The sequence below is a fragment of the Kluyvera huaxiensis genome (assembly GCF_040149365.1).
Taxonomy (GTDB): domain Bacteria; phylum Pseudomonadota; class Gammaproteobacteria; order Enterobacterales; family Enterobacteriaceae; genus Kluyvera; species Kluyvera intermedia_A.
Genome location: NZ_JBEFLV010000018.1, coordinates 1 through 25,380, shown reverse-complemented (window position 1 = coordinate 25,380; position 25,380 = coordinate 1). Strand labels below are relative to the sequence as shown.

At 53.0% G+C, this 25,380-nt stretch carries 34 protein-coding genes and 1 tRNA gene; 29 read left to right on the top strand and 6 right to left on the bottom strand.

Annotated elements, in window-relative coordinates; genetic code table 11:
* Nucleotides 1-5 precede the first annotated feature (5 nt).
* The 25 genes from ABOC97_RS17445 (at nt 6) to ABOC97_RS17325 (ending at nt 18,146) form a co-directional block, all read left to right on the top strand.
* Entirely contained in the window at nt 6-3,560 is a 3,555-nt protein-coding gene (locus ABOC97_RS17445) for a tail fiber domain-containing protein (protein WP_022649953.1), read from the top strand.
* A complete protein-coding gene (locus ABOC97_RS17440) occupies nt 3,560-4,096 on the top strand; it encodes a hypothetical protein (RefSeq protein WP_022649954.1) in 537 nt (178 codons plus the stop codon). Before ABOC97_RS17445 ends, ABOC97_RS17440 begins: the two co-directional genes overlap by 1 nt.
* Nucleotides 4,097-4,139: 43 nt before the next feature.
* Nucleotides 4,140-4,394 (top strand): hypothetical protein, encoded by a 255-nt coding sequence (locus ABOC97_RS17435; protein ID WP_022649955.1) that lies wholly within the window; start codon nt 4,140-4,142, stop codon nt 4,392-4,394.
* 41 nt (nt 4,395-4,435) lie between these two features.
* On the top strand, nt 4,436-5,002 hold the full coding sequence (locus ABOC97_RS17430; protein WP_016051631.1) for a hypothetical protein: 567 nt from the start codon (nt 4,436-4,438) through the stop codon (nt 5,000-5,002).
* A gap of 11 nt (nt 5,003-5,013) precedes the next feature.
* Entirely contained in the window at nt 5,014-5,247 is a 234-nt protein-coding gene (cor, locus tag ABOC97_RS17425; RefSeq protein ID WP_016051632.1) for a phage exclusion lipoprotein Cor, read from the top strand.
* A 92-nt stretch (nt 5,248-5,339) separates the two neighbouring features.
* The gene (locus ABOC97_RS17420) at nt 5,340-5,663 is read left to right on the top strand and encodes a hypothetical protein (RefSeq protein ID WP_016051633.1); all 324 of its coding nucleotides are present in this window, start codon (nt 5,340-5,342) and stop codon (nt 5,661-5,663) included.
* 12 nt (nt 5,664-5,675) lie between these two features.
* The gene (locus tag ABOC97_RS17415; protein WP_016051634.1) at nt 5,676-6,368 is read left to right on the top strand and encodes an endolysin; all 693 of its coding nucleotides are present in this window, start codon (nt 5,676-5,678) and stop codon (nt 6,366-6,368) included.
* 1 nt (nt 6,369) lies between these two features.
* Entirely contained in the window at nt 6,370-6,621 is a 252-nt protein-coding gene (locus tag ABOC97_RS17410) for a hypothetical protein (RefSeq protein WP_016051635.1), read from the top strand.
* Complete coding sequence (locus ABOC97_RS17405; RefSeq protein ID WP_239663902.1) at nt 6,614-6,784, top strand: hypothetical protein; 171 nt, start codon at nt 6,614-6,616, stop codon at nt 6,782-6,784. Before ABOC97_RS17410 ends, ABOC97_RS17405 begins: the two co-directional genes overlap by 8 nt.
* A gap of 185 nt (nt 6,785-6,969) precedes the next feature.
* Nucleotides 6,970-7,392, top strand: a complete 423-nt coding sequence (locus ABOC97_RS17400) for a hypothetical protein (RefSeq protein WP_349600228.1) — start codon at nt 6,970-6,972, stop codon at nt 7,390-7,392.
* The gene (locus ABOC97_RS17395) at nt 7,377-8,126 is read left to right on the top strand and encodes a hypothetical protein (protein ID WP_022649959.1); all 750 of its coding nucleotides are present in this window, start codon (nt 7,377-7,379) and stop codon (nt 8,124-8,126) included. Before ABOC97_RS17400 ends, ABOC97_RS17395 begins: the two co-directional genes overlap by 16 nt.
* Before the next feature lie 154 nt (nt 8,127-8,280).
* Nucleotides 8,281-8,946 carry a division plane positioning ATPase MipZ gene (locus ABOC97_RS17390; RefSeq protein ID WP_022649960.1) on the top strand — a complete coding sequence of 222 codons (666 nt, stop codon included), beginning with the start codon at nt 8,281-8,283 and terminating at the stop codon, nt 8,944-8,946.
* A 5-nt stretch (nt 8,947-8,951) separates the two neighbouring features.
* Nucleotides 8,952-9,305, top strand: coding sequence for a hypothetical protein (locus ABOC97_RS17385; protein WP_161496783.1), 354 nt, complete (start codon nt 8,952-8,954; stop codon nt 9,303-9,305).
* A 45-nt stretch (nt 9,306-9,350) separates the two neighbouring features.
* The gene (locus tag ABOC97_RS17380) at nt 9,351-10,109 is read left to right on the top strand and encodes a DUF2971 domain-containing protein (RefSeq protein ID WP_022649962.1); all 759 of its coding nucleotides are present in this window, start codon (nt 9,351-9,353) and stop codon (nt 10,107-10,109) included.
* 196 nt (nt 10,110-10,305) lie between these two features.
* A complete protein-coding gene (locus ABOC97_RS17375) occupies nt 10,306-11,031 on the top strand; it encodes a hypothetical protein (RefSeq protein ID WP_022649963.1) in 726 nt (241 codons plus the stop codon).
* Nucleotides 11,032-11,091: 60 nt separating this feature from the next.
* On the top strand, nt 11,092-12,432 hold the full coding sequence (locus ABOC97_RS17370; RefSeq protein WP_006812582.1) for a DnaB-like helicase C-terminal domain-containing protein: 1,341 nt from the start codon (nt 11,092-11,094) through the stop codon (nt 12,430-12,432).
* A gap of 158 nt (nt 12,433-12,590) precedes the next feature.
* Nucleotides 12,591-13,706 (top strand): hypothetical protein, encoded by a 1,116-nt coding sequence (locus ABOC97_RS17365; RefSeq protein WP_022649964.1) that lies wholly within the window; start codon nt 12,591-12,593, stop codon nt 13,704-13,706.
* Nucleotides 13,707-13,786: 80 nt separating this feature from the next.
* Nucleotides 13,787-14,581, top strand: a complete 795-nt coding sequence (locus ABOC97_RS17360) for a hypothetical protein (protein WP_022649965.1) — start codon at nt 13,787-13,789, stop codon at nt 14,579-14,581.
* A gap of 81 nt (nt 14,582-14,662) precedes the next feature.
* Complete coding sequence (locus tag ABOC97_RS17355; protein ID WP_022649966.1) at nt 14,663-15,139, top strand: hypothetical protein; 477 nt, start codon at nt 14,663-14,665, stop codon at nt 15,137-15,139.
* Nucleotides 15,140-15,173: 34 nt separating this feature from the next.
* A complete protein-coding gene (locus ABOC97_RS17350; RefSeq protein WP_022649967.1) occupies nt 15,174-16,496 on the top strand; it encodes an ATP-dependent DNA ligase in 1,323 nt (440 codons plus the stop codon).
* Nucleotides 16,497-16,507: 11 nt separating this feature from the next.
* Nucleotides 16,508-16,672: a hypothetical protein gene (locus ABOC97_RS17345; RefSeq protein WP_172687143.1), complete on the top strand. Its 165-nt coding sequence runs from the start codon at nt 16,508-16,510 to the stop codon at nt 16,670-16,672.
* Nucleotides 16,656-16,868 carry a hypothetical protein gene (locus ABOC97_RS17340; RefSeq protein WP_022649968.1) on the top strand — a complete coding sequence of 71 codons (213 nt, stop codon included), beginning with the start codon at nt 16,656-16,658 and terminating at the stop codon, nt 16,866-16,868. Before ABOC97_RS17345 ends, ABOC97_RS17340 begins: the two co-directional genes overlap by 17 nt.
* The gene (locus ABOC97_RS17335; RefSeq protein WP_000613550.1) at nt 16,868-17,020 is read left to right on the top strand and encodes a hypothetical protein; all 153 of its coding nucleotides are present in this window, start codon (nt 16,868-16,870) and stop codon (nt 17,018-17,020) included. The genes ABOC97_RS17340 and ABOC97_RS17335 overlap by 1 nt, the downstream gene beginning before the upstream one ends.
* Complete coding sequence (locus ABOC97_RS17330; RefSeq protein WP_004110169.1) at nt 17,017-17,322, top strand: hypothetical protein; 306 nt, start codon at nt 17,017-17,019, stop codon at nt 17,320-17,322. Before ABOC97_RS17335 ends, ABOC97_RS17330 begins: the two co-directional genes overlap by 4 nt.
* Before the next feature lie 749 nt (nt 17,323-18,071).
* Nucleotides 18,072-18,146 (top strand) — tRNA-Asn (locus tag ABOC97_RS17325).
* A gap of 453 nt (nt 18,147-18,599) precedes the next feature.
* On the opposite strand, the gene ABOC97_RS17320 is transcribed toward ABOC97_RS17325, so the two are convergent.
* The 6 genes from ABOC97_RS17320 to intI1 form a co-directional block, all read right to left on the bottom strand.
* Nucleotides 18,600-19,157, bottom strand: a complete 558-nt coding sequence (locus ABOC97_RS17320; RefSeq protein ID WP_003100847.1) for a recombinase family protein — start codon at nt 19,155-19,157, stop codon at nt 18,600-18,602.
* Nucleotides 19,151-19,522, bottom strand: a complete 372-nt coding sequence (locus tag ABOC97_RS17315) for a hypothetical protein (protein ID WP_003100853.1) — start codon at nt 19,520-19,522, stop codon at nt 19,151-19,153. The genes ABOC97_RS17320 and ABOC97_RS17315 overlap by 7 nt, the downstream gene beginning before the upstream one ends.
* Nucleotides 19,519-20,019, bottom strand: coding sequence for a hypothetical protein (locus ABOC97_RS17310; protein WP_003100856.1), 501 nt, complete (start codon nt 20,017-20,019; stop codon nt 19,519-19,521). Before ABOC97_RS17310 ends, ABOC97_RS17315 begins: the two co-directional genes overlap by 4 nt.
* Nucleotides 20,016-20,342 (bottom strand): hypothetical protein, encoded by a 327-nt coding sequence (locus tag ABOC97_RS17305; RefSeq protein ID WP_003100858.1) that lies wholly within the window; start codon nt 20,340-20,342, stop codon nt 20,016-20,018. Before ABOC97_RS17305 ends, ABOC97_RS17310 begins: the two co-directional genes overlap by 4 nt.
* 254 nt (nt 20,343-20,596) lie before the next feature.
* The gene (locus ABOC97_RS17300) at nt 20,597-20,953 is read right to left on the bottom strand and encodes a cupin domain-containing protein (protein WP_003465043.1); all 357 of its coding nucleotides are present in this window, start codon (nt 20,951-20,953) and stop codon (nt 20,597-20,599) included.
* 454 nt (nt 20,954-21,407) lie between these two features.
* Nucleotides 21,408-22,421, bottom strand: coding sequence for a class 1 integron integrase IntI1 (gene intI1 / locus ABOC97_RS17295; protein WP_000845054.1), 1,014 nt, complete (start codon nt 22,419-22,421; stop codon nt 21,408-21,410).
* 144 nt (nt 22,422-22,565) lie between these two features.
* On the opposite strand from intI1, the gene dfrA21 reads away from it, so the two are divergent.
* The 4 genes from dfrA21 (at nt 22,566) to ABOC97_RS17275 (ending at nt 25,058) form a co-directional block, all read left to right on the top strand.
* On the top strand, nt 22,566-23,063 hold the full coding sequence (dfrA21, locus tag ABOC97_RS17290; RefSeq protein ID WP_004187529.1) for a trimethoprim-resistant dihydrofolate reductase DfrA21: 498 nt from the start codon (nt 22,566-22,568) through the stop codon (nt 23,061-23,063).
* A gap of 186 nt (nt 23,064-23,249) precedes the next feature.
* Complete coding sequence (locus ABOC97_RS17285; RefSeq protein ID WP_000679427.1) at nt 23,250-23,597, top strand: quaternary ammonium compound efflux SMR transporter QacE delta 1; 348 nt, start codon at nt 23,250-23,252, stop codon at nt 23,595-23,597.
* On the top strand, nt 23,591-24,430 hold the full coding sequence (sul1, locus tag ABOC97_RS17280) for a sulfonamide-resistant dihydropteroate synthase Sul1 (protein ID WP_000259031.1): 840 nt from the start codon (nt 23,591-23,593) through the stop codon (nt 24,428-24,430). Before ABOC97_RS17285 ends, sul1 begins: the two co-directional genes overlap by 7 nt.
* A 127-nt stretch (nt 24,431-24,557) precedes the next feature.
* Nucleotides 24,558-25,058, top strand: coding sequence for a GNAT family N-acetyltransferase (locus tag ABOC97_RS17275; RefSeq protein ID WP_000376623.1), 501 nt, complete (start codon nt 24,558-24,560; stop codon nt 25,056-25,058).
* Nucleotides 25,059-25,380 lie beyond the last annotated feature (322 nt).

The following is a 25,380-nucleotide window of genomic DNA, read 5'->3' as shown; positions in this document are numbered from 1 at the left end:
CGAATATGTGGTACAGGGAAGGTACTATCACATTTACACAGGGGAGTGACACACTCACCGGCACCGGTACGTTCTGGAACGTAACCGCGAATGGTGTGCTGCCGGGCATGATTGTCATTGGCCCTGATAACAAACTGCACGAAATTAAGCGCGTACTCAATGACACCAGCCTGCTGCTGGTGGAGCCGTATTCAGGCGAAACCCAGACGGAAGTTCCGTGCCGCATCATTACAACCTATGAGGGCGATTTAACGCAGTTCAGCGCACGTTTTACCGCGCTAATGACCCGTATGTCAGCCGACTCGAAGACGATGCGCAGCTGGTTGACAGCTGTTGATGAGGTCACGCTTGAGCGTGAAGACGGTACGGAAGTGACCGTGAAGTCGCTGACGCAGATCGTCAATGAGCACAATGCCAATCAGCAATGGTACAAAGACAATACCGACGCTATCGATGCCGCTGGTGAAAAGGCCAAAGCAGCGGCTGCCAGTGCTGCGGCCGCTGCGGAAAGCGCCAATACAGCGACGACCAAAGCCACCGAAGCAAGCCAGAGTGCTACCGCCGCAGCTGCATCAGAAAGCGCTGCCGGTGTAAGTGCATCCGCTGCCAAAACGTCTGAAACCAATGCTGAAAGCCTCAAGGTCGATGCTGCTGCGTCTGCCGCGACAGCGTCTGCCAAAGCGACTGAAGCTGGTGAATCAGCCACGAGTGCCGCGGCATCCAAAGATGCGGCTAAAGCATCTGAAGCTCAGGCTGCGACCAGTGCATCCGAAGCCTCTGCTTCAGCGTCTGCTGCGTCTGACTCTGCTGCTGCTGCAAAAACCTCTGAAACCAATGCCTCTGCCTCAGAGCAGGCCGCCGCTGGTAGTGCAGCTGATGCGCTGGCCTCGAAAAATGCGGCTAAGGAGTCAGAAACTCATGCTGCTTCGAGCGCCGGGGAGTCGGTGGCCAGTGCTGCTGCGGCCAAAGTTTCAGAAACCAACGCCGACGCATCGCAGAAGGCTGCTGCTGAGAGTGAATCTGCCGCAGGTCTGAGTGCCGAGGCTGCGGCTAATAGTGCTTCGGCATCTGGCGAATACGCTGATGCTGCGTTAGCCAGCAAAGAAGCCGCTGCATTGAGCGCAGGTGAAGCTAAGAAGTCAGAGACGAGTGCAGCTGCGTCGGCAACAACAGCGGCAGATTCTCTGGCTGGGATAGAAGTCAAAGCGAATGAGGCGGCTGAGTCCGCTGTGCTCGCATCGAAGAAGGCAACCGAGGCGTCAACCTCCGCGGGTGAAGCAAAAATATCCCAAACAAAAGCGAAAGAGTCTGAGGATAAGGCGTATGAGTATGCTCAGAATGCCCAATCAAGTGTAGCGAGCGTGAAGTGGAAAGGGACTTCCGCAGAGATGGACCTAACTACCGATTCGCCTAAATGGGTGAAGATTTCGCGCGCACGTATGCCGCAGTCGACCAGCACCGTTTATATCGAGATCATTGGCGGTGCGGGATATGAAGTCAACAGCCCTTATCAGGCGGCAATGGCCGACATAGTGCTTCGAACAGCTAGTGGCGATCCGCGTGGCCTGAATGTAGTTACCTATCGCACAATGGATTCTGCCGTGCAGAACGTAGCCACTGTGAACACCGATGAGGACAACTACGATATCTATCTGAATGCCGGTGCGGGTGCTCAGAAGCTGATTGTTAACCTTCAGTTCTCTGGCGCAGCGGTAGAGACCCTGGAAGTTTTTGAGGTTCTGGATACGCTACCGGAAAACGCCGTTGTGGGAGTTGTTTATCATCGTGTGCTTTCCGATGCAGATGGCTCTATTACCGGATCGCTCATGGGTAACGCAAGTTCAGCGACTGTACTGCAGACCGCTCGCAGCATCGGTGGCGTATTGTTCGATGGCAGCAAAGATATCGTGCTTCCGGGGGTGAATGCTCAGGGCAACCAGAGTACTTCCGGTAACGCTGCAACGGCGAGCAAGCTCCAGATCGCTCGTAGTATCGGAGGTGTGTCTTTCGATGGCTCCGCAGATATCAATCTACCAGGCGTAAATACATCGGGTAATCAGAATACTTCCGGTAATGCAGCCACAGCTACGAAGCTGCAGGCGGCCCGAAAAATTGGTGGGGTTTCTTTTGATGGGTCAGCCGATATCAACTTACCTGGCGTAAACACAGCAGGCAATCAGAGCACTACGGGCAATGCTGGTACGGCGACAAAACTGCAAACAGCGCGAAAAATTGGCGGAGTTTCTTTTGATGGGTCAACTGATATCAATTTGCCGGGCGTAAATACTGCGGGTAATCAGAGTACAACAGGCAATGCAGCAACAGCGACTAAGCTACAGACCCCAAGAACGATTAATAACGTGTCTTTTGACGGGTCAGCAAATATCTCCATTCCCACACTTGTGTCATGCGGGAGAGTCGCAGCGCTGGAAGCTAACTCCCAGGGGGCAATGTCCGGCATACAAATGTATGAAGCCTACAGCAACAATTACCCAACGACTTATGGCAACGTCATTCATCTTAAAGGTGCGGCGTCTTCAGGTGAAGGTGAACTATTGATTGGCTGGAGCGGAACGAGCGGTACTCATGCGCCAGTTTACGTTCGTTCTCGCCGTGATGCTAGTGATGCAAATTGGTCGGCGTGGGCACAGCTCTACACCACACTCAACAAGCCGAGCGCCGCAGATGTGGGGGCTTTGCCTTTGTCCGGTGGCACGCTTTCAGGTGGTCTGACTGCAGCAGGGGATATCATTTCCAGATCGGCCAACGCCTACCGCGCGGCATATGGCAACTATGGTTTCTTTATCAGAAATGATGGGGGGAACACCTATTTCCTTTTGACCGCATCTGGAGATCCGCTTGGAAGTTGGAATGCTTTACGACCGATTACTATTGCAAACGCAAGCGGTGCAGTTTCAATGGGGAATGGCTTGAGCGTTGGGGGAGGGGTGGATGTCACGAGCGGAAATATCCGAATCCCGACGTCGAGCACATCGTGGATCGACATGAGGACTAACGCAGCGCTTTCAAACAGTTCTGCTGTAGCAACGTCCTCAGCATCAGCAATTGTTCGTCAAGAGCACGCCGATCGTTACTTTATGGTCGGTGGGTTGGGGAACTCGCAGTTCGGGTTCTACATGATTAACAAGTCGCGTACTGCTAACGGAACGGATGCACAGGCTTTTCTGCAGAGCGATGGCGTGTGGTATTGCGGGGGCAATGGTAGTTTTAACGACGTTTATATTCGCTCTGACCGACGCAGCAAACGCCAGATCCGCAAGATTGAGCGGGCGCTTGATAAAGTGGAGCAGATTGAAGGCGTTCTTTATGAAATTCAGGTCTATGACCGTTACGAACAGTCTGGTGGGCTTATCGCGCAGGACGTTCAGAAGGTCCAGCCTGAGCTGGTAACTGTCGACCACAATGATCAGTCCGGCCAAGCGCGTTTACGTCTGAACTATAACGGTGTGATCGGCATGTTGGTCGAGGCTGTGAAGGAGTTACGTGAAGAAGTGCGCGAACTCCGTGGAGAAATGTCTGTTTTAAAGGGAGGTAATTGATGGCTATTGGCTCCGGATGGGTCGGGTCGTCAGCCGTCGCAACAACTGGTCAGCGGTGGATGTCCGCCGCTGGCTCGGCTGTTAAGGTCGGCACACCGTTCTGGATGAGTGGCTTGGTTGGTAAATCTACTGCCGACTTTACCATCACAACTGGACGCAGTACTTATGATGCCCGCGTGCAGGTAACAAACATGCAGTGGGTCGTTGTGTCCACTAACTACACCGGTTTTGCAACCGCTACAGGCAGTATCCAGAATGTACTCAGTAACGTTCTAACCGTGCGCCCTACTGGTTCTCTAAGCGGTAGCTTGTTTGGTTGTGAAATCCGACATTTTTATCAACCAAGCGGTTATCAAAATCTCTATTTGGGATTGGTTAATGGGCCTGCACAAAACTTTAATCTATCTCTTAATGGTACTGTGCTGTCGTTTGTCAATTATATGTACCTGAATGGGGTGCGGACTTATTACGCATTAACTGCACAAAACTGGTTTTTCAATCAGGTAGGAGCGACGTTTACCGTCTCCAGAGTCTGATTTTAAGAGGTACGTTAGTGCCTCTTTTCACGGAGGGAAAATAATGAGTTATGGAGCAAAAATCTGGTCGCCTAGCCGTCAGGAAATGGTTGACGCATTAGCGCCAATTTATTATCTGGATTATTTTCTACCGACAGGTAGTGGCAGCAGAAGTTATGCAATTGAGCCAGGTATGTCAATTGATTACTACATAATGGAAACAATCAATGGATATATTGGAAGTGTTTCGGTATCGGGCAACTCGATTAACTGGTCTGATGCTCGCGGTACAATTTATATATTGGTGTTTCAGAAATAATGTACGGAAGCAAAATTGTTCGTTCTGATGGGAAGGTCTGGATGTCTCCAAGTCTTACCCCGATGGTGTTCCAAAGTAAGCATGTGGTGTCGTTGCGAGGCGGAAGTGAGTTCAATACTGGCCTGTCTCCAGATCGGTCGCCTATTGTTTTCGTTGCTTATTCAAAGGCTGTTTCGCTGCTCGCAAGCCGATTAGTTCGCAATAACCAGGTTATTTACAGCTTCGGCGGGGTAGGCAGCGACTCCAGTGTAACGGTGTATGTGTTCGCAACTGGCATTTCAAAAAAAGAGAAGTGGGGGATGAGTTTCTTTAATTCATCGGGAGTGGAGATCTATAACACGGCAAATATTCCATTGTCATTTACGTTTCTTGATAATAAGAGCTGGAACAGCGGAGATAAACACAACTTTGATTATCCAGTAGCTATTGTGCCTACATATGCTAACGCATTCGCCATACCGATGCCGGGTGGTGCGAAGACCCTAGTATACGGTTACACATGTTATGGGAACACCGTGAGTTCGATTCTCGTTAATGAAATTAACGGTGGGGCTACATTAGCTATCAATAACCGAGTTCCAGTTTTGAACAGAAACCTCTACGGATAACGGAGAATAGAATGAAAAAGATGATATTAATTTTAGGTATGGCTTTAACTTTGACTGCGTGCCAGAAACTACCAGAGCCGGTTTGCTATGGGCGAGCAATGGTAGGCGGCGTTGACACTGGTGTGCCAATCTATGCGATTAAGAAAGAAGGGCATTACACATTATACCGTGCAGGTAGTGTCTTTAACTGGCGTTGGGTCGGCTCTGGTGCTTTCACCTCACTAAGCTCATGCCCAAAAATTTAAAACTCATTTTGTAGGTAAGTGCTTACCTACAAAATACAGTTATATTGTGATATAAAACTGCCATCCCGATTTGACTTTTCATGGAGGAAATCATGTCGAACGAGATGGCAGGCGTAACGCCTGAGCAGGTTGAACGCATTGCCGCAATCGTTGCGCGTGAAGTCGTTGGCAAATTAGGTAAGGAGTTGCGTGAAGAAATTGGCCAGGAGGTCAATGACCAGCTCAAAACCTACTTTGGCGATATGACGCCTGCACAACACAGCATTCAGCACTCCAACCTGGACAAACTTCTTAACCGGCTCGACACCATCTCCAGCGGGTTCTTTGGCGGCATTATCTCAAAGATTACGTCGTTCCTGATTACCGCGCTGCTGCTGGGGTTAGCCGCCTACGGCGTCAAGAATGGACTGCAATAAAGGAGATCAAGGATGAAAACTCCAAGAGGTATTCGTAACAACAACCCAGGCAATCTCGATAAGGGGTCGCCGTGGCAGGGGCTTATTAGCAACCCTTCCGAACCACGTTTCTGCACGTTCAAAGATCCTGTATGGGGGATTCGAGCGCTGGCGGTAACGCTCATCACTTACCACGACAAGCGCCGGGCGAAGGACGGCTCAAGCATCGATACCATTCGCGAGGTCATCGAGCGCTGGGCGCCGCCAAACGAAAACAACACCAGTGCCTACGTGAACGAGGTATCTAAAGCCGTTGGTGTCACCCCGGACATGATCATCGATCTACACGACTACGACACTCTGCGTCCGCTGGTAGAGGCGATCATTCGGCACGAGAACGGCCGTGGCCCACTGAAAACGCCAAACACCTGGTATGCGGCAGAAGTTATTGAGGAAGGTCTGCGTCGCGCTGGCGTCGTTAAGCCGATCAAGACGGTTAAAGCGGTTCCTGTGACCAAAGAAACGGCTGGCGCAACTGTCACGGCAGGTATTGGGCTGGCGCAGCTGGCCGACGTAATGCCCCAAGTGTCTGTGGCGATGGATAAGGCACAAGGTCATATCACCAGCGGTGATACGGTTCGTATCATTTTTGGCGTAGCCACCATCATTGTGGCCGGCTTTATTGCCTGGTCTCAGGTACGCAAACACCAGAAAGGGATGGTTTAAAATGTTCGGCAGCCTGGTTTCGAAGTTGAAAATTGCTCTGATTACCCTGGCTGCCGTTCTTTTCGTGCTTGTCGGTGCTTATGCGATGGGTGGTCGTGCGGCTCGGCAAGCGATCGAAGAGAAGGCAAGGCAGGAAGACAGGAAAAGGCTTCAAAGTACAGTGGACGTCAAAAATGAGACATTTAATGAAGTGCGGCGGAAAGGCGCTTCTGCTGTTCATCGTGAGCTGCATGGTAAGTGGGTGCGTGATTAAGACACAGACTTCCGGCGTGCTCTTCTGCGATGCAGCCAACCCTATCTATGTGAGTAATGAGGATTTAATGACCGAAGAGACAGAGCGACAGATCTTGACTCACAATATGGTGGGCGAGCGTTTGTGCCAATGGAGCGGCAAAAAAGCAGACGGAAGCGCGTAAGCGCCCGTGGTTAGCGGGGTTTTGGGGAGTGGTCAGGTTGCAATTAGTTTGTGACTGATGTAGATTTAATCAACGAGTGTCAAGGCATTCATACATTATTTCAAAGAAGCGCTGCATTCTCGTAGCCTCTAAACCCCGATGGGGTCGCCGCACGACATCAACGTCTTAACGGCTAAGGTGGAAACATGCTCAACTATCATGACAAAACACGTACTATGCAAACGATCCGCACGAACACTGCGGTAGTCGATAGCTTCCCTATGCGTTTTCATAACAGTGAAGACTCAGTGGAAGTGCGCCGCATGTTATGTCGCGAAACAGGTGACCGCCAGCACTTCATTGTCACATTCAAAAGCGATGTTACTCGCGCAGAGAACATCTCCAACAGCACCTCAACTGTAACTCCTTTGGCAGAGGTCGTTGTGCGCAATAACAAATTGCGCTTTGTTCTCAAGCCGCAAGAACAGTACCCCGAAATTGTTGATGTTAAAGAATCCATTGTTCCAAAAATTGAGAAAGCCGTTGTACAATTCATGAAGAATAAGTTCAACGACCTCAAGGAAAGCGTTTTACCAGAACGCAAAAAAGAACAATGGCACCTTCTTTAATTGATGAACGCTACCACAAGCAGTTGAACAAAATGCCGCTCTCTATGGGCGGCTATACTATTTTAGAGACCTTTCATTTCGCGACACCAGAAGGCGATGTTGTTCGTCTGGTGGAGATGCGTGCCGATAAAGGCGAGTTCGACAACTTTCTCGTTGTGTATCTTTTGCCCTCCTATAACTCAGATTATCAATTTGACGAAATCACGCGGGTTATGGATGACGAGGGGATGAGTGCGTTTGAGGCTGCCGAACACATCATCAAAATTGAGATCGTGGATGCGACTCTTAGCCCAGAAGAGCTGAAGGTTGTGGGTCGGTTTGCCTATAACGATTTTTCGTTTATTGGCGTCGATGGGAATGAATACCTCGGTAAGCAAATCAAAGGCGCTTATCTCGAACCGCCTTTTGACTCAGCCCGCATAGGCTCTACAGCATATCGCTTCATACTGGACAAATACCGCCACCTCGTTTGCGACAATTTGCAAACCATTCTGGGTGCGTCCATGTGGTCAGGTACTATGCGGAGATATGGCGAGGTTATGATCTACGATACCGTGAAAAAATGTTGTCTTGACCAGCTCGGCGACAAGGCAAAGGGTTCTACCACCGGCTTCCTGCCGTGGGATATTGGCAGTTTGCCTTTAAGTCGCGTAACAGACGAGTGGGGAGACCGCGAGCTGCGACTTGATAAAGGCTCTTGTACGCACATCGTCAACATCATCTCTCTCCCATAAACCCGCTACGGCGGGTTTTTTGATCCCACGCTCCACATTCCTCAAGTACCTATCATTTAACCTTTACACCGCAGCCGTAGGCATTTAGGCTATATCACATATAAGAAAACAAGTTGTTTCATACGACAATAATTCACGCAAAGGGAACTCACCAATGACCAAGATCATTGTGGTTGGCGGCACAAAAGGCGGCCCAGGCAAATCTACCGTTGCCCAGCAAATTGCGGTATGCCTCAAAGTTAAAAAGAAAAAGAAGGTTCACGTCACCGATATCGATATCCAGCGTACCACGACGAGCTGGTGTGAAGACCGTCGCCAGAATGATGATCTTGAGCTGATTCCCTTCGCATATGTTCAGGATGATATCGTCAAACATCTTAAATCGCTTCAGGGGCGCACCGATTATGTAGTGGTAGATGCTGGTGGCTTTGACTCCGAAATTCAGCGTCTGGCGATGCTTATGGCTGACGTGATAATCATCCCGCTGCGTCCTAAACGTCGTGATTTGAAATCTCTGCGTGATATCGACCCGATCATCGACAACGTTCGCAATGTGAACGAGACAGTGAAGATCCGCGCGGTAGTGAACCAGTGTCCGTCACTGCCTTCCCAGGCATCACGTATTCTGGCGGCGAAAGAAATTGTCGAGACATTTGGCATCGAGGCTGCGCCGGTTAATCTGTACAACCGTAACGTTTATGACGATGCGGAAGAGGCCGGTCGTTCTATCTTTGAAATGACCGGCGCGGAACGCGATAAGAAGGCAGAAGCCGAGTTCGAAGAGTTTGTAGATTACATCATGAGTCTGGAGGAAGAATAATGTCCATGAGAATGGGAGACCTTGCAAAGCGCAAAGAGCCGGAAGAGCAGCCAAAAAGCAGCACCCCAATGCGCCAGCCAGTCAGACCGCAGGGGCGTCCGACTCGTGGGAAAGAGAAGATTAAGAGCCGCACAATGTCGCTGGAAGACGAGTATTTCGATCTGCTGGAGATGATGAAATTCATCCCTCGTTTCGAGAAATTCACCCGTTCTGACGTGATTCGTGCAGCCATTTTCCATCTGGCAGAGAAGTCGCCGCAGGAAATCGAAGACATCGTGAAACTGAACGAGGCGATCACAGCTGCCGACGTCACGATGCGCACCGATGAAATCAAACGTGAGTTGATGAAGAAAGGTTAAATAAGAGGCGTCGAAAGACGCCTTTAACTCAAAAGGACTTTGTTTGTGCTGTACAAATACGTAGGGCATGAAGACCCAAACGAATTAATCAAAATTCTTAAATTCTTCATCGAAGATGGAACCATCCGAGCCACCCGGCCACACGACTTCAATGACCCTGCCGAGTTCAAAGCCAAATTTAGTTTTGACGCCACGATCCCGGAGAAGCGTGTCCGATATTATGAGATGTGGCCTGGCAAAAGCGACGAGGACGGTGAGAACTGGTTAAGAGGGCGAACCAAAAACGCCGAAGAGTTTGACGCCTATATGCTGCGCGGAAATCTGCTTTTGAATACCGGTGTGATATGCCTCACCAGAACTGACACCAATTACCTGATGTGGTCGCATTACGCCAGCTCCCACTCTGGATTTTGCATAGGGTTTGATGACGCTATTGTGGAAGCGCTGGATGACCAACACACAGCGTTAAACGGTGATGTGGAGTACGTGAAATCGCCGCCTGAAGTGAACTTCTATACCGCTGATGTGTACGACATTGTCAGAGCCATCTTTCTGCACAAGGGTGAGAGCTGGAAGTACGAAGAAGAGTTCCGGATTATCTCTGAGCTGCCAGGGATTAAGAAGTTCGACACCTCGCTCATCAAAGAGATTTCTATCGGATGCAAACCCTATCCAGAGCTGGAAAGTTTTGCCCGTGAACTGCTGGACAGCAATCTGGCCGTGTACAAAATGCTTTGCCCTACCGACTCGTACCAACTGAAGCGTGTGGAGCTGGACAAGAACCTTACTTTTCAAGGTTACTAGTTCTGGCAGCTTCAATTAAGAACCTGCTTCCGTATATATAAATACTAAGTTACTTATTATTATTTATACGGAAGCAGGTCTTTTTCTATGCCAACTTCCCAGACACATTCCCTTCCGTTTCCACTTCCAAAAAACATCTCCAGTCGCTATGATTCGCCCATTATGATAAGTAAGTGACTACCTATCGGCGGAGCACATGAGCCAGATCTTCTTTAACACTATTAACAACGACCAGTACGACTTCATGACCGAGTGGGACACCACAGTCATGGACAAGTGGGTGGCCGAGAATATTGGGCTGTCACGCTGCAAGGATGAGGCTGAGTTGTTCGAGACAAAGTGGTTTGATTACCGCGACATGCACCCGCTTATGGCCACATGCCTTTTCACTGAGGCATACAAGCGCCAGTACTCATACATCATGCTGTCGCATGGCCGCGAACACTATGAGACGGCCCCATTCACAACCGGTTTGAAACGTGTGCCGTATCAGGAGCTGTCGACGGCGAACAAAACGTCTCTCTGGAAAGCACGCCAGTTTGCCGACCAGTACTGCTGCTCTTATGACTACTTCATTTCTACCGTTCTGTCCGCAGCTGCACGCCGTCTGTGGGACAAATTGCCTCGCCCCCAGCATCTCTGGCAGCCCGAGCTGATCGAGATATTCGAAGAGAAGTTAGCCAAACGCGCTGTAACCCGTCTGGATGACTCTCTGGTGAGTTTTAAGCATCTGGGAGATATGCAGCACGACCCGATTCAAGAACGCTATTTTGAGTGGGTTCTGGAGCGTCTGCGTGGCATTACCCGAGACAAGCGCGTCCGCATCATCTTCTCCGCTGTCTGGTTGATGGAAATCGTGCCTGAGCGTGTGATTTACGCGCACTTCCCGGAAGAACTGGAAGAAGCACGGCGATTCTGTTGATCCCCTATCTGGCTTTTTTAGTATTAGAAAACAAATTGTTTAAGCACCAAAGGAAAGCACATGACCGAACTTTGCCACACAGGACGAGGGTTGTCTGAAGAGTTCGACGACGACTTCCAGAATCGACTCGCAGCCTACTTCTGTCGCGACCATGAGTTTCTGACTCGCGCCGGTGATCTGGTTGCGCCAAACCAGTTCTCCAATGCGGCCAACGCCATTCTGGTGAACATGGTGTCGGGCTACTACAGAATGTATAAGAGCGCACCATCATCGTCGGCCATACTCGACATGCTCAAACGCGCCAAACGCGATAAGACGATCCGCGAAGAGCTGTTCCCCGACGTCGTTGAGGCGTTTAAGCGGATTCTCGCTGAGAAGCTGTCAGACACGGCGTACATGGTCGACCAGGTCGCCACGTTCGCCAAAAGCGTAGCATTCGACGACGCGCTGATTAAAGCGGCTGAGATGAAAGAGAAGGGCGATTTCCAGGGCGCGATGGCAATCATGGCTAAAGTCCAGCAAATCGGCTCTAACGAAGCGACCGGCATTTACGATTACTTCTCTGAATCAGCAGAGCGTTACAAGGCGCGTGAGTATGAAGCGTCCGACGATTACGTGCCAAACAGCATCACAACGGGTCTACCGCTGCTCGACAAGCTGCTTTACCAGAAAGGCTGGGCAAAGCGTGAAATGGTGCTGTTCATGGGCTTCGCGAAGTCTGGTAAATCGACGGCGATGGGTGAGTTCTCCATCAACGCCACGCTTGCCGGTTACAACGTCCTGTATCTGTCGCTGGAAGTTCACACCTCCATTCTGTCAGATCGCTTTGACGCCCGTCTGTCTGAGACCGAAATGTCCAAGCTGGTGGAGCGCCGCGACGACGTCCATCGCAAACTGGCAGAGCTGGGCGCGACGAAAGGCGTGGGGAGCTTGTGGATTGTTGAACGACCGTCCGGAAGCATGTCGCCTGCAGATCTGGATCGTATGTTGGGCAGCATGAAAGCCAATGGCATGATCCCCGACATGGTCGTGGTCGACTACGCTGACCTGATGCGTGCCAGCTACGACCTCCGCGACGACCGCGCCAACATTCGCAGCATCTACACTGACCTGCGTGCGCTGTACGACAAACACAACGTTGCCGGCATCACTGCATCGCAGACTAACAGGGAAGGTGGTGCTTCTGAGGTGGCAACAATGATGCACGCAGCGGACAACATCGAGAAGGTGCGTATCGCTGACCTCGTTATCACGATCAACAAAACGGAAGAGGAAGAGGCGAAAGGCGAAGCGCGTCTGTACTTCGCTGGTTCACGTAACCAGAAAGGCGGCGTAAGCATCCGCGTTAAGCAGAACCTCGAACAAATGCGATTCATCGAACGCATTATGGACGTCCTCTAAAAAAAGAAGGCGTGGAGAAACGCTCTCCACGCCGGTCTCCATAAGAGAACAAATTTTCTCTTTTGCCAAAGCCACAAAAGAAAAAACACATGAGCCTTTATGGTATTCAAATACCGAGGATTATCAAGATATTACCTGCAAAAAGTAGGGTTAAGAACGTGAGCGACTTGAAAGAATTACTGACCGAGCTGGATTTTGAACAATGGCTCGATATGGAAGGAATCATCTACCGTCGTGGTGGCGTCAGTACTCGTGGACGTGAGGTGAATATCAAGGAGTGTCCGGTATGCGGCAGCTCAAACTGGAAGGTTTATTTCAACCTGACCAATGGCGTCGGCAAATGCTTTGCTGGTGATCATCCCGAAGAGATTCAGTTCAACAAGCTGGTCTTCCTCAAGCACTACAGCGGCAAATCCCGTCGCGATTTTGAAGAGTACGTCCAGAACGCGCTGATCTCACAAGGATGGGCGCCGAAGACGGAAGAGGTCGTGCTGGCCAGCAAGGTTGAACTCGAAGGGCCAGTAGCTCTCCCGCGCCATTACGAACTCCCCATTGACGGTCGTCTTCCTGATTATCTGGTGGAGCGCCATATCTCCCCGGAGCTGGCCAAATACTTTGATCTGCGTTACTGCGTCGAAGGCAAGCACGCATACGTCGATCCGTACACAGACCAGGTCAAAGGGCAGGTGTTTGATATGCGCATCCTGATACCGGTTTACGATCTGGATGGCGTGATGAAGACCTTCCAGGGGCGTGACATTACCGGTGCAGCAGAACGCCGTTATCTCTTCCCCATGCAGCTGCCGGCGTCGGGTAAGTTTCTCTACAACGGCCACAATGCAGTCGGAAAACAAACGGTCGTTGTGTGTGAAGGGGCATTTGACGTAATGGGCGTGAAGCGAGCCATCTTCGACGAAGAGACGCTGCGGGATTATGTAGAGCCAATTGGCACGTTCGGGATGCACTTGTCCGGAAATATGAATGAGGACGCTGAAGATCAGTTAGGCGCGTTCCTGACGCTCAAGGCGCGTGGATTACGCAACGTCATCATGATGTGGGACAGCGAAAAGCAAGCGATCCGCAACACCATGTCAGCGGCCAAACGTCTCACCAGCATCGGACTGAATGTCAAAGTGGCCTGTCTGGGCGAAGAAGGTCTCGACCCCGGCGACGCGACGCCAGAGCAGATACTAAAAGCCTATTATCGTGCCAAGCCGTACTCCAGACAGTTGGAGCTACAAAGCAAGGTACTCGGCATTAAAGCTCTTGTATAAATTGCACGCCTTTAATGATAAGTAGATACATACTTATTTTTCTGTAAGAATATGCTCGACGAAGGAATTGAGGAACCTTTATGAAAGCAGATATTCAGAAGTCCGTTACCGAAATTATCGACAAATCAGGCGTAGAAATTGATACAGAAGAGCGCCAGAAGATTATCGATGAGGCGATCCAAACTGCGCTGGAGCACATCGCCACGTCTGTGAGCACAGCACCTCTTGGGGAAGGCTCGAAATACATGCGGGTATGGGTTCGTTTTGGAGAGTCCCCGGAGCTGCCTGGTGTTAAACAGAAACGCGCGGCACTCGTGGCGTTCACTCGCAAAATGAAGGACGCAACGGTCGAAGTACGTGCCGGTGCATGGTACGACGGTCGCGTTGTCTACACCAATCAGGCGGTGTGTGATGAAGGTGAACGATTTGAGGAAATTGTCGACGCAACTCTTCGCGCGATCAAAGGCAGGGCTGGTGTAGAGGATGATCCGTCTATCGCGGCGTTCCTGAGCATTGTCGAACTGCCTGAAGTTACCGAACGCGTTACCGATCTGACAACACCACCTGGTTTGCTGGAATTGGTGGTCAGTGGCGATACCAAAAAAGCCGTTGAGCGCATTCGTGAGGTGGAATACGGCATCATCTGCGATATGTGCCGCAGCGACTTAGACCTGGTGCGCATCATTGTTGACGCGGGTCAGGCATGTGACGGTGTGCTCGCCAGTTTTGCAGGGCAGGTGGCACGCCTGGCCAACGAGCTGCCGATGATTAAACAGGAGGCAAAATCATACGCCGTCCACCATGCCAACGATTTACTGGAGCCATACCGGTTCGAAGCCGCTCAGGACAAAATGACTGGCTGGGCGACCTGGTAAGCCTCGAAAAACCATTTAGCCCCCTGGTGGGGCTTTTTTAAACTGCGCTTAATAAGTAAGTACACGACTACGGTTAGAAGCATGTCCACAAGAACAGATTTGTCGAAAATCCCGTCTATCTCCGGAAACAACGGTTATTCGCTGCGCTGTCCGGAAGTGAAGATCAACGGCCATGAGGCCCATTGCAGCTATACAGTCTGCCAGCACACCATCCTCGCCTACAAAGAGAAGCGCCTCCCGGCGACATCGTTCCAGTCCTGCGCTGCGGCCATTGCTGCTGGCAAATGCCAGGCGCTGAAGATGATGGTCGAAGAGATCCGCAAAGGCGAACAGCTCTACTTCATCGATATGGCTGCGCTTATCAAAGAAGTGGAAGAGCAAAACGACCACGCCAGAACGCTAACCCGGAAGCGCAACACCATGACGATTAACAGTCTGGTTAAACGCACGAAGAAAACAGAACCAGCCAAACCCGAAACCACGTCCACCGATTCACTGGCGCCCGTCACTGACGTGTACGCGGCACTCATTGAAGAAGCAACCAAAGAAAACACATGAAAACTCCCGAGCGACCGATGGAGGTTAAACACTAATGGAAAAACTGATCGCCCTAAAGCACAAGCTGGATGCCATAAAAACGATGGGAACCAACGCCAAGAAAGAGGCGCTGGCCAACCTTGATGAATTTGAGCAGAGCATGGTCTCGCTAATGCTCAACCCATTCATTCGATTCGGTGTGAAGAAGTACAAAGTGGCCGAGCCACTCGATACTTCCGTACCCAGCGATCAGAAGGTAGTCGAGCTGCTGGAGAAGCTGGCGGCGCGCGAACTGACCGGGAACGCGGCCATTACTGCTGTCGAATCACTCGTTGCCTCAATGTGCGCTGACGGGCAGGACGTGTTTCGTCGCTTCCTGCTGAAAGATCCGAAAGCCGGCGTCGGCATTAGCCTGTGCAACAAGGTGTTCGAAAACCCAATTCCGAAGTTTGAGGTACAGCTGGCGTCTCCGTACAAGGAGAAAGGCGACAAATACCCATTTAAACAAAACCCAAAGGCCAAGTGGCCAATGATCGGCAGCCTCAAACTCGATGGTCTCCGGGTTATCTGCGAAGTTATCGTTGACGAGGAAGAGGTGAACTTCTTGACGCGTACCGGCAATCCGATTACGTCACTCGATCACCTTAAACCAGCCATGCTTGAGCGAGGCAGACTCTCCGGTTTCAAGCACATCTTTTTCGATGGTGAGGGTACTGCAGGTACGTTCAACCAGTCCGTGTCGGCGCTTCGCAAGAAGAACGTGACAGCCATTGGTGCCGTTTACCATATCTTCGATTTCTTCTTACCGGAGTGGCGTGCTCAGGCAAAAAGCAAAGAGTACCTGAAGACCGGCATGAAGCTGAAAGAGCGCCTGGCTATGCTGGTGGCGTTATTCCGCAACACTTGCGGGGAAGATTACGCGCAAGATATCCACCTGCATCCGTTCTACATCATCCATAGCCATGAAGACTTTATCGAACGCTTCATGAAGCGCCTGGATGAGAATGAAGAGGGGGAGATGGGCAAAGATCCGGATTCTGTTTACGAGTTCAAGCGTACCCGCAGCTGGTGGAAGCTGAAAGACGAGGATTCCGAAGACGGTGAAATCATCGACTTCGAGCCAGGCGACCCGGACTCTGGCTTTGCGCATACGCTAGGCAAGATAGTGATTCGTCTGGAGAACGGCGTCATCGTGCGTGCCAGCGGTATCAAACATAAGTACCTGGATGAGATCTGGAACAATCAGGAGAAATATCGTGGACGCATCGTCGAGGTTCACTGCCATGAGAAAACGCCAGACGGTAGCTTACGCCACCCACGTCTGAAGTGGCCGAAATGTCTGCGAGATACCGAAGACCGTATTGGAGATAAAGACTGATGCTCGGCTGGATGATTGTATTTTTGGTCGTCGGCATTGTTATCGGCAGTCTGGTTATGTCCAGCTGCATCAACGATTACGTAAAAGCCGGTGTCATGCAGAGGCGCGGCCGCATTTACCGCATTGTAGATATCACGTACACACTGAAGGAGATTAAGGATGATCATGTTAAGTAAACGGGAGAAAGAAACTCTGCGTGAAATCAGCCAGTGGAAACAGTTCTACGCCAACTGGAAGCCAAAGACCCGCGCCAAACTGGAACGTATGAATCTTGTCGCTAACGTTTCGCCAAAAGGATGTGTGGAGAACTATCAACTCACTGAAAAAGGACACTCACTGTTACAGCAATTGACTGAGGCGGGGGCGTTCTGATGATTCCATACATCCTGTTATCTTTTGCTGGGGGCGTGGCCCTCGGCTTCAGTATCTGTCGCGATCTGGTCAGGCAGGAACTGAAAACCAAAACGCTTCGCATCGGTAAGCGTCTGTATCGGGTTGTTCACGAGACGGGAGTGCAGAAATGAGCAATTTGACCTCATTCGACTGGTGGCTGGCAACCTACCTTGTGGCGGCCGGCTTCGGATATGCCTTTTACATTGGTCAGTTAATCGTAAAGCTACTGCTGATCAGATTTGCCAGCCATAAACGCATAGACGACGGTCTGTGGCGCCTGGGTTCTCTGCTGGAGACTCACTACGGCGAACTCAAGGAGAACGAAACTATCACTATTCAAGCGAAGCGTTTTACGGCCATCATCACGAGAACGCCGGAACAGAAGGTGAGTTTGATCAAAAAGATAGCAACTGAACGAGTCACAGAAAAATAAGTATTTACTTACTTATCTAATATGTATAAGATTCACTTGTTTTCGTTGAGACGCGACTGTTTGAACGTTAAATATAACTGCAAACGAAGATACGTACCTGGCAGTAGCCTAAGAAGCCAAACACCAGCGAGGTCAGTTTCCAGCCTCGTCACCGAAATGGGACACACTGAGCGAGTGTGATTGCAGAACGCAGGATAGGGCATGTTGCACCACCCATGCCCTATTCGATGAAGTAACAGGATGGGCGGTTGGTTTTCCTCATTCCATTCCATCATCCCGGTTTCAGCCAACTGACCGTCCATCCTGTTACGTCATTTCCATTACTTATGTCGTTTAATCTTGGGTTAAAAGCGGCGACGTAACCCGGCTGGCTTGGTTAGCCAGCGCACAACGTTGAGGTCACTGTTTTTCTTTTAATCATACAGGTGATTCCACAGAGCTGTAGTGACTGATCAATATGTTGGGTCGAACATAAATCGGTTCAGTGGCCTCAACGTTGTGAAAGCAGGATTCTTTAACCCTCTGGTGAAATCATTGTTGCCTATGTAGCCCCTGGTTTCACAACATGGATGATTCCATACATCCAATAAGATCGAAGAATCTGGCGGCCATCAACCGCCGAGAAGGATTCCAGATCTTCGCTCTATGTGAGCAAGCCACAAGCCTCGTCTGGCACTAACGTAAAGTGCAAGTTGCGGGAAAGTTCTTGGTTGCCTGGTTGTCCATGAACAAGTACCGCCGCGAATAATGATGGTGTAGCTCAGTGGTAGAGCGGTTGACTGTTAATCAACTGGTCGGTGGTTCGAGTCCACCCACCATCGCCAACACAGCGCTGAACGGTTTGGAGTTCGCCACCACCGTCCGAACGGAAAGACTCCGCAAATGTCGCCAGACCGTTCAACGCTGTGATAGACACGGCAGACGTTCTTAACCATAGTGCTTCTTAGCATCGTAGTTACACTTTTTTCAGCGCAAAATCCAAAGGGGCTTCGGCCCCTTTTTTGTTGATGGTTCTCGTCGCTTCCCACTGCTGTAATGCTATTTGTTGCCGGAATGAGAGGGTTAATGCTAATGTACGCGTACATTAGCATTAACCAAGTTTCGATAACCGCGCAGCAACAGTCTTCCAAAGACTGAAACAATGAGTCTTGAATGTCTCATAAAAATGCAATTGATAAGTAATGACTTACCTATTATTTGTCGGTATAGTTCTTTCGGTGACTCACTTGAAAGGACTCAATATGGGGGTCGTCTCAGAAAACGGAAAATAAAGCACGCTAAGCGTGCGTGGAGGCTGGCACCCAGCGGTACAGCGTCGGAATGGACACGCCGAGGTTCTTGGCCACGTCCTTGGGCGGCACCCCGCTGGCCAGCAGCTTCTTGGCCGACTCGATCTTGCTGTCGGTCATCTTCGGCTTGCGGCCGCCTTTGCGGCCGAGCTGCTTGGCGACTTCCAGCCCGGCGCGGGTGCGCTCGACGGTCAGCTCGCGCTCCATTTCGGCAAGGCTCGCCATGACGTGGAAGAAGAACCGCCCGGATGGTGTGCCGGTGTCGATGGAGTCGGTGAGGCTCCTGAACTGGACACCGTGCTTGTGCAGATCGCCGACCAGATCGACCAGTTGCTTGACCGACCGGCCCAGCCGGTCGAGCTTCCAGACGACCAAAGTATCGCCTTCGCGCAGCATTTCGAGCGTCTTGGCCAAGCCAGGCCGGTCTGCCCGCGTGCCACTCACCTTGTCCTCGAAGACCTTTTTACATCCGGCCTTGCTCAAGGCTTCGCGTTGCAGCTCCAGGTTCTGATCCTGCGTCGAGACGCGCGCATAGCCAATCAACATGGCTTGTCTCGCGCCCGGTCGATGCGTTCCTGCATCGCCTGCATCACTTCTTCGTGGGTGTACGATCTGGCGTTGGCGTCGGTGGCTTGCCGCAGGGCTTCCTCAACCTCGCGCGTCATCCGCTCGTAATCCTCCGGCCACAGCGCTTGCTCCATGCGCAGCGACGCCTGACCCAGCAGGTGCAGCAGGCTGAACAGCCGCATGTCGTTGGTGGCGACGATGCGCTCCCGAATCTGCTCCTGAATAGCTTCGCTAGCCCGATGCGCTTGTGGTGTGGCAGTCCCCTCGTAGTCAGCGGGGAATTCCGCTTCCTCGGCAATCCTTGCCCAGGCGCTGGCCAGCGCCTCGATGGTTGACGTGCTCATTTCCGCCGCTCCTGTGCTCTTTGGCGAATCAACCGGCCAAGGGGCCTCGACGCGAAAACCAGCAGCATCACGCCTATCGGATACCAGGTCGAGAAGACCACCAAGGCATCGAAGGCTGGCCGTCCGGTGTTGGTAGGCAGTACGGCGGTCACAGCCATCAACCCGCCGACCGTCCAGATGATGCGCCACACGTAGGGCATCACGCGGGGCACGTAGCCGTCATCGAAAGCGGTCTGGTAGTAGCGGCGCAGGCCGCGCTCGGCAAGCGCCTGGCGCTGCCGCTCCGACAGCGCATCCGTCCGGCCATACCAGCGCCGGAATGGTGGACAGCGCAGCAGCAAAGGGGTGAAGAGGATCATCACCGCCACGATCGCGACACCCCACGCCATGACGGCGCCGGCATCGGGCCGCTTGGCGTTCTCGATCACGGGCGCGAAGACGCCCGGAGCACCGATCATCCAGAACAGCGCAATGTGCTGATGGAAGGAGAGCTTCATTTGCTCATCCACTTGCGCAGCAGGCGCTTTTTCAGGGAGGCGCGTTCTTGCGGGTTGCGTCCCTTGTGATTGGCGATGCGATCCGCCGTGGCGGCCTGGCGCTTGACGGGCCAGTAGGAGCGGCCATCCTTGCCCATCGACCAGACGCTGCTGGCCTGGTTTTCCAGCAGGGGCAGATGGGCGCTCAGGGCTTCGGGCGACGCGCTGGTCAGCGCCGTGCGCTCACGGGTGCGCCAGCGCTGATGCCAGAGCTTCTTGTCCTCGCGCTCGCTGCCGCAGGTCGTGTGCCCGACGATGGGTGTTTTGCGGCGGCTGCGGCTCATAACGTAGTGGTCTCCAAGAACATTCAGGACTGATCCCAGGCGTCGATGGTCAAGACCTGATCGGCAGGACAGGCGGCTACGCGGTCGGGAACTGGATGGTGTTCAGTCTCATGCCGACCCCATTCGATTGATCGCGTCGCTTGCGGCACGCTGCGACGCAAGGAGGTTTGCGACCTGGTTTAGCAGCCGTGTCCGCTGCATGTCTGTTACCTATCTCCCCGACCGCTCATTGGACCAACTCCAGAGATTGGGCTCTATCGCTCAGCCAATACGAAACCGGCATTGGCTGATGCCACAACCGAGACGAACACAAATGGCTCGGTACCTGTATTTCGCGCCCCGTGCACTTGGCCCGGTCTTGCCACGGCTATCTCACCTTCCCTGAGGGCACGAACAATCCCATTGCCCTGAAAGTAATCAGCCATTCCCGACAAAACAGTCCACGTGTCTTGGCCGTGAGGATGAATGTGAGCCGCAATTTCCTGCCCGGGATGGACATGCCAAACCACGATAATTGAGTCTCGGGTTTCAAGCACAACGGAACGAATAGGCTCGCCTTCGGACGGCTGAACATACTCGGCTACAGAAAATATTCTCGATTCAACAGTCATCGGTGATCCCTCTTTCACAGTGCCCCCAGACAGGCTGGATATGAGTTCTAACTCGAATTTGAACGGGAGGCTGGTCGTGCGGTCGTGCAGTTGCCGATGAGCGTGTCGGCTGCTGCCTCCTTGCCCACCAGCGAACCAGACGGTCGCATGCGCATCCTTTCTTATCGAAACTCGTTGAGATGATATGCAATCAAGAATAGAATTTCAAGAACTATTTTCGAGAATCGCAATGCCTTGATTCCCGTGCCGCGCTGTCGTTTTCAGAAGACGGCTGCACTGAACGTCAGAAGCCGACTGCACTATAGCAGCGGAGGGGTTGGATCCATCAGGCAACGACGGGCTGCTGCCGGCCATCAGCGGACGCAGGGAGGACTTTCCGCAACCGGCCGTTCGATGCGGCACCGATGGCCTTCGCGCAGGGGTAGTGAATCCGCCAGGATTGACTTGCGCTGCCCTACCTCTCACTAGTGAGGGGCGGCAGCGCATCAAGCGGTGAGCGCACTCCGGCACCGCCAACTTTCAGCACATGCGTGTAAATCATCGTCGTAGAGACGTCGGAATGGCCGAGCAGATCCTGCACGGTTCGAATGTCGTAACCGCTGCGGAGCAAGGCCGTCGCGAACGAGTGGCGGAGGGTGTGCGGTGTGGCGGGCTTCGTGATGCCTGCTTGTTCTACGGCACGTTTGAAGGCGCGCTGAAAGGTCTGGTCATACATGTGATGGCGACGCACGACACCGCTCCGTGGATCGGTCGAATGCGTGTGCTGCGCAAAAACCCAGAACCACGGCCAGGAATGCCCGGCGCGCGGATACTTCCGCTCAAGGGCGTCGGGAAGCGCAACGCCGCTGCGGCCCTCGGCCTGGTCCTTCAGCCACCATGCCCGTGCACGCGACAGCTGCTCGCGCAGGCTGGGTGCCAAGCTCTCGGGTAACATCAAGGCCCGATCCTTGGAGCCCTTGCCCTCCCGCACGATGATCGTGCCGTGATCGAAATCCAGATCCTTGACCCGCAGTTGCAAACCCTCACTGATCCGCATGCCCGTTCCATACAGAAGCTGGGCGAACAAACGATGCTCGCCTTCCAGAAAACCGAGGATGCGAACCACTTCATCCGGGGTCAGCACCACCGGCAAGCGCCGCGACGGCCGAGGTCTTCCGATCTCCTGAAGCCAGGGCAGATCCGTGCACAGCACCTTGCCGTAGAAGAACAGCAAGGCCGCCAATGCCTGACGATGCGTGGAGACCGAAACCTTGCGCTCGTTCGCCAGCCAGGACAGAAATGCCTCGACTTCGCTGCTGCCCAAGGTTGCCGGGTGACGCACACCGTGGAAACGGATGAAGGCACGAACCCAGTTGACATAAGCCTGTTCGGTTCGTAAACTGTAATGCAAGTAGCGTATGCGCTCACGCAACTGGTCCAGAACCTTGACCGAACGCAGCGGTGGTAACGGCGCAGTGGCGGTTTTCATGGCTTGTTATGACTGTTTTTTTGTACAGTCTATGCCTCGGGCATCCAAGCAGCAAGCGCGTTACGCCGTGGGTCGATGTTTGATGTTATGGAGCAGCAACGATGTTACGCAGCAGGGCAGTCGCCCTAAAACAAAGTTAGCCGTATGAACCCGGAATCGGTCCGCATTTATCTGGTCGCTGCCATGGGTGCCAATCGGGTTATTGGCAATGGTCCCGATATCCCCTGGAAAATCCCAGGTGAGCAGAAGATTTTTCGCAGGCTCACCGAGAGCAAAGTGGTCGTTATGGGCCGCAAGACATTTGAGTCCATAGGCAAGCCCTTACCAAACCGCCACACAGTGGTGCTCTCGCGCCAAGCTCGTTATAGCGCTCCTGGTTGTGCAGTTGTTTCAACGCTGTCACAGGCTATCGCCATCGCAGCCGAACACGGCAAAGAACTCTACGTAGCCGGCGGAGCCGAGGTATATGCGCTGGCGCTACCGCATGCCAACGGCGTCTTTCTATCTGAGGTACATCAAACCTTTGAGGGTGACGCCTTCTTCCCAGTGCTTAACGCAGCAGAATTCGAGGTTGTCTCATCCGAAACCATTCAAGGCACAATCACGTACACGCACTCCGTCTATGCGCGTCGTAACGGCTAACAAGTCCGTCAACGGGACACCCAAATGCTGCGCATTTGGGTTCCCTCGGCTGCGCCTCGGCGCCCGTTACGTCCAACGTTAGATGCACTAAGCACATAATTGCTCACAGCCAAACTATCAGGTCAAGTCTGCTTTTATTATTTTTAAGCGTGCATAATAAGCCCTACACAAATTGGGAGATATATCATGAAAGGCTGGCTTTTTCTTGTTATCGCAATAGTTGGCGAAGTAATCGCAACATCCGCATTAAAATCTAGCGAGGGCTTTACTAAGCTTGCCCCTTCCGCCGTTGTCATAATCGGTTATGGCATCGCATTTTATTTTCTTTCTCTGGTTCTGAAATCCATCCCTGTCGGTGTTGCTTATGCAGTCTGGTCGGGACTCGGCGTCGTCATAATTACAGCCATTGCCTGGTTGCTTCATGGGCAAAAGCTTGATGCGTGGGGCTTTGTAGGTATGGGGCTCATAATTGCTGCCTTTTTGCTCGCCCGATCCCCATCGTGGAAGTCGCTGCGGAGGCCGACGCCATGGTGACGGTGTTCGGCATTCTGAATCTCACCGAGGACTCCTTCTTCGATGAGAGCCGGCGGCTAGACCCCGCCGGCGCTGTCACCGCGGCGATCGAAATGCTGCGAGTCGGATCAGACGTCGTGGATGTCGGACCGGCCGCCAGCCATCCGGACGCGAGGCCTGTATCGCCGGCCGATGAGATCAGACGTATTGCGCCGCTCTTAGACGCCCTGTCCGATCAGATGCACCGTGTTTCAATCGACAGCTTCCAACCGGAAACCCAGCGCTATGCGCTCAAGCGCGGCGTGGGCTACCTGAACGATATCCAAGGATTTCCTGACCCTGCGCTCTATCCCGATATTGCTGAGGCGGACTGCAGGCTGGTGGTTATGCACTCAGCGCAGCGGGATGGCATCGCCACCCGCACCGGTCACCTTCGACCCGAAGACGCGCTCGACGAGATTGTGCGGTTCTTCGAGGCGCGGGTTTCCGCCTTGCGACGGAGCGGGGTCGCTGCCGACCGGCTCATCCTCGATCCGGGGATGGGATTTTTCTTGAGCCCCGCACCGGAAACATCGCTGCACGTGCTGTCGAACCTTCAAAAGCTGAAGTCGGCGTTGGGGCTTCCGCTATTGGTCTCGGTGTCGCGGAAATCCTTCTTGGGCGCCACCGTTGGCCTTCCTGTAAAGGATCTGGGTCCAGCGAGCCTTGCGGCGGAACTTCACGCGATCGGCAATGGCGCTGACTACGTCCGCACCCACGCGCCTGGAGATCTGCGAAGCGCAATCACCTTCTCGGAAACCCTCGCGAAATTTCGCAGTCGCGACGCCAGAGACCGAGGGTTAGATCATGCCTAGCATTCACCTTCCGGCCGCCCGCTAGCGGACCCTGGTCAGGTTCCGCGAAGGTGGGCGCAGACATGCTGGGCTCGTCAGGATCAAACTGCACTATGAGGCGGCGGTTCATACCGCGCCAGGGGAGCGAATGGACAGCGAGGAGCCTCCGAACGTTCGGGTCGCCTGCTCGGGTGATATCGACGAGGTTGTGCGGCTGATGCACGACGCTGCGGCGTGGATGTCCGCCAAGGGAACGCCCGCCTGGGACGTCGCGCGGATCGACCGGACATTCGCGGAGACCTTCGTCCTGAGATCCGAGCTCCTAGTCGCGAGTTGCAGCGACGGCATCGTCGGCTGTTGCACCTTGTCGGCCGAGGATCCCGAGTTCTGGCCCGACGCCCTCAAGGGGGAGGCCGCATATCTGCACAAGCTCGCGGTGCGACGGACACATGCGGGCCGGGGTGTCAGCTCCGCGCTGATCGAGGCTTGCCGCCATGCCGCGCGAACGCAGGGGTGCGCCAAGCTGCGGCTCGACTGCCACCCGAACCTGCGTGGCCTATACGAGCGGCTCGGATTCACCCACGTCGACACTTTCAATCCCGGCTGGGATCCAACCTTCATCGCAGAACGCCTAGAACTCGAAATCTAACGTCCGTTCGGGCATCGAGGTCCATGTCGGGGTGGGACGGGCCCGTGGCTTCAAGATCACTTGCAGTCCGACCGCGATGTCTTGGTTGCGCGAGAGGTTGTCGATATCCTCCACTTCCATCATCAACCCTGGATAATGCCGCCGCCGTCATCGCCGCCGACGCCCGTGCCGGGCTTTTCGGGCCTGTCAGGCTTGCTCGGCCTTCAGCCTGCCTGGGCGAGATCTCCGGCGGACGGATTAACGGCGGAGCTTCGCCGCCTTTCGTGCGTGTGAAGGCCGAAGATAGTTCTCTCAAAAACATCCGTTTATGAGAGATACCAAA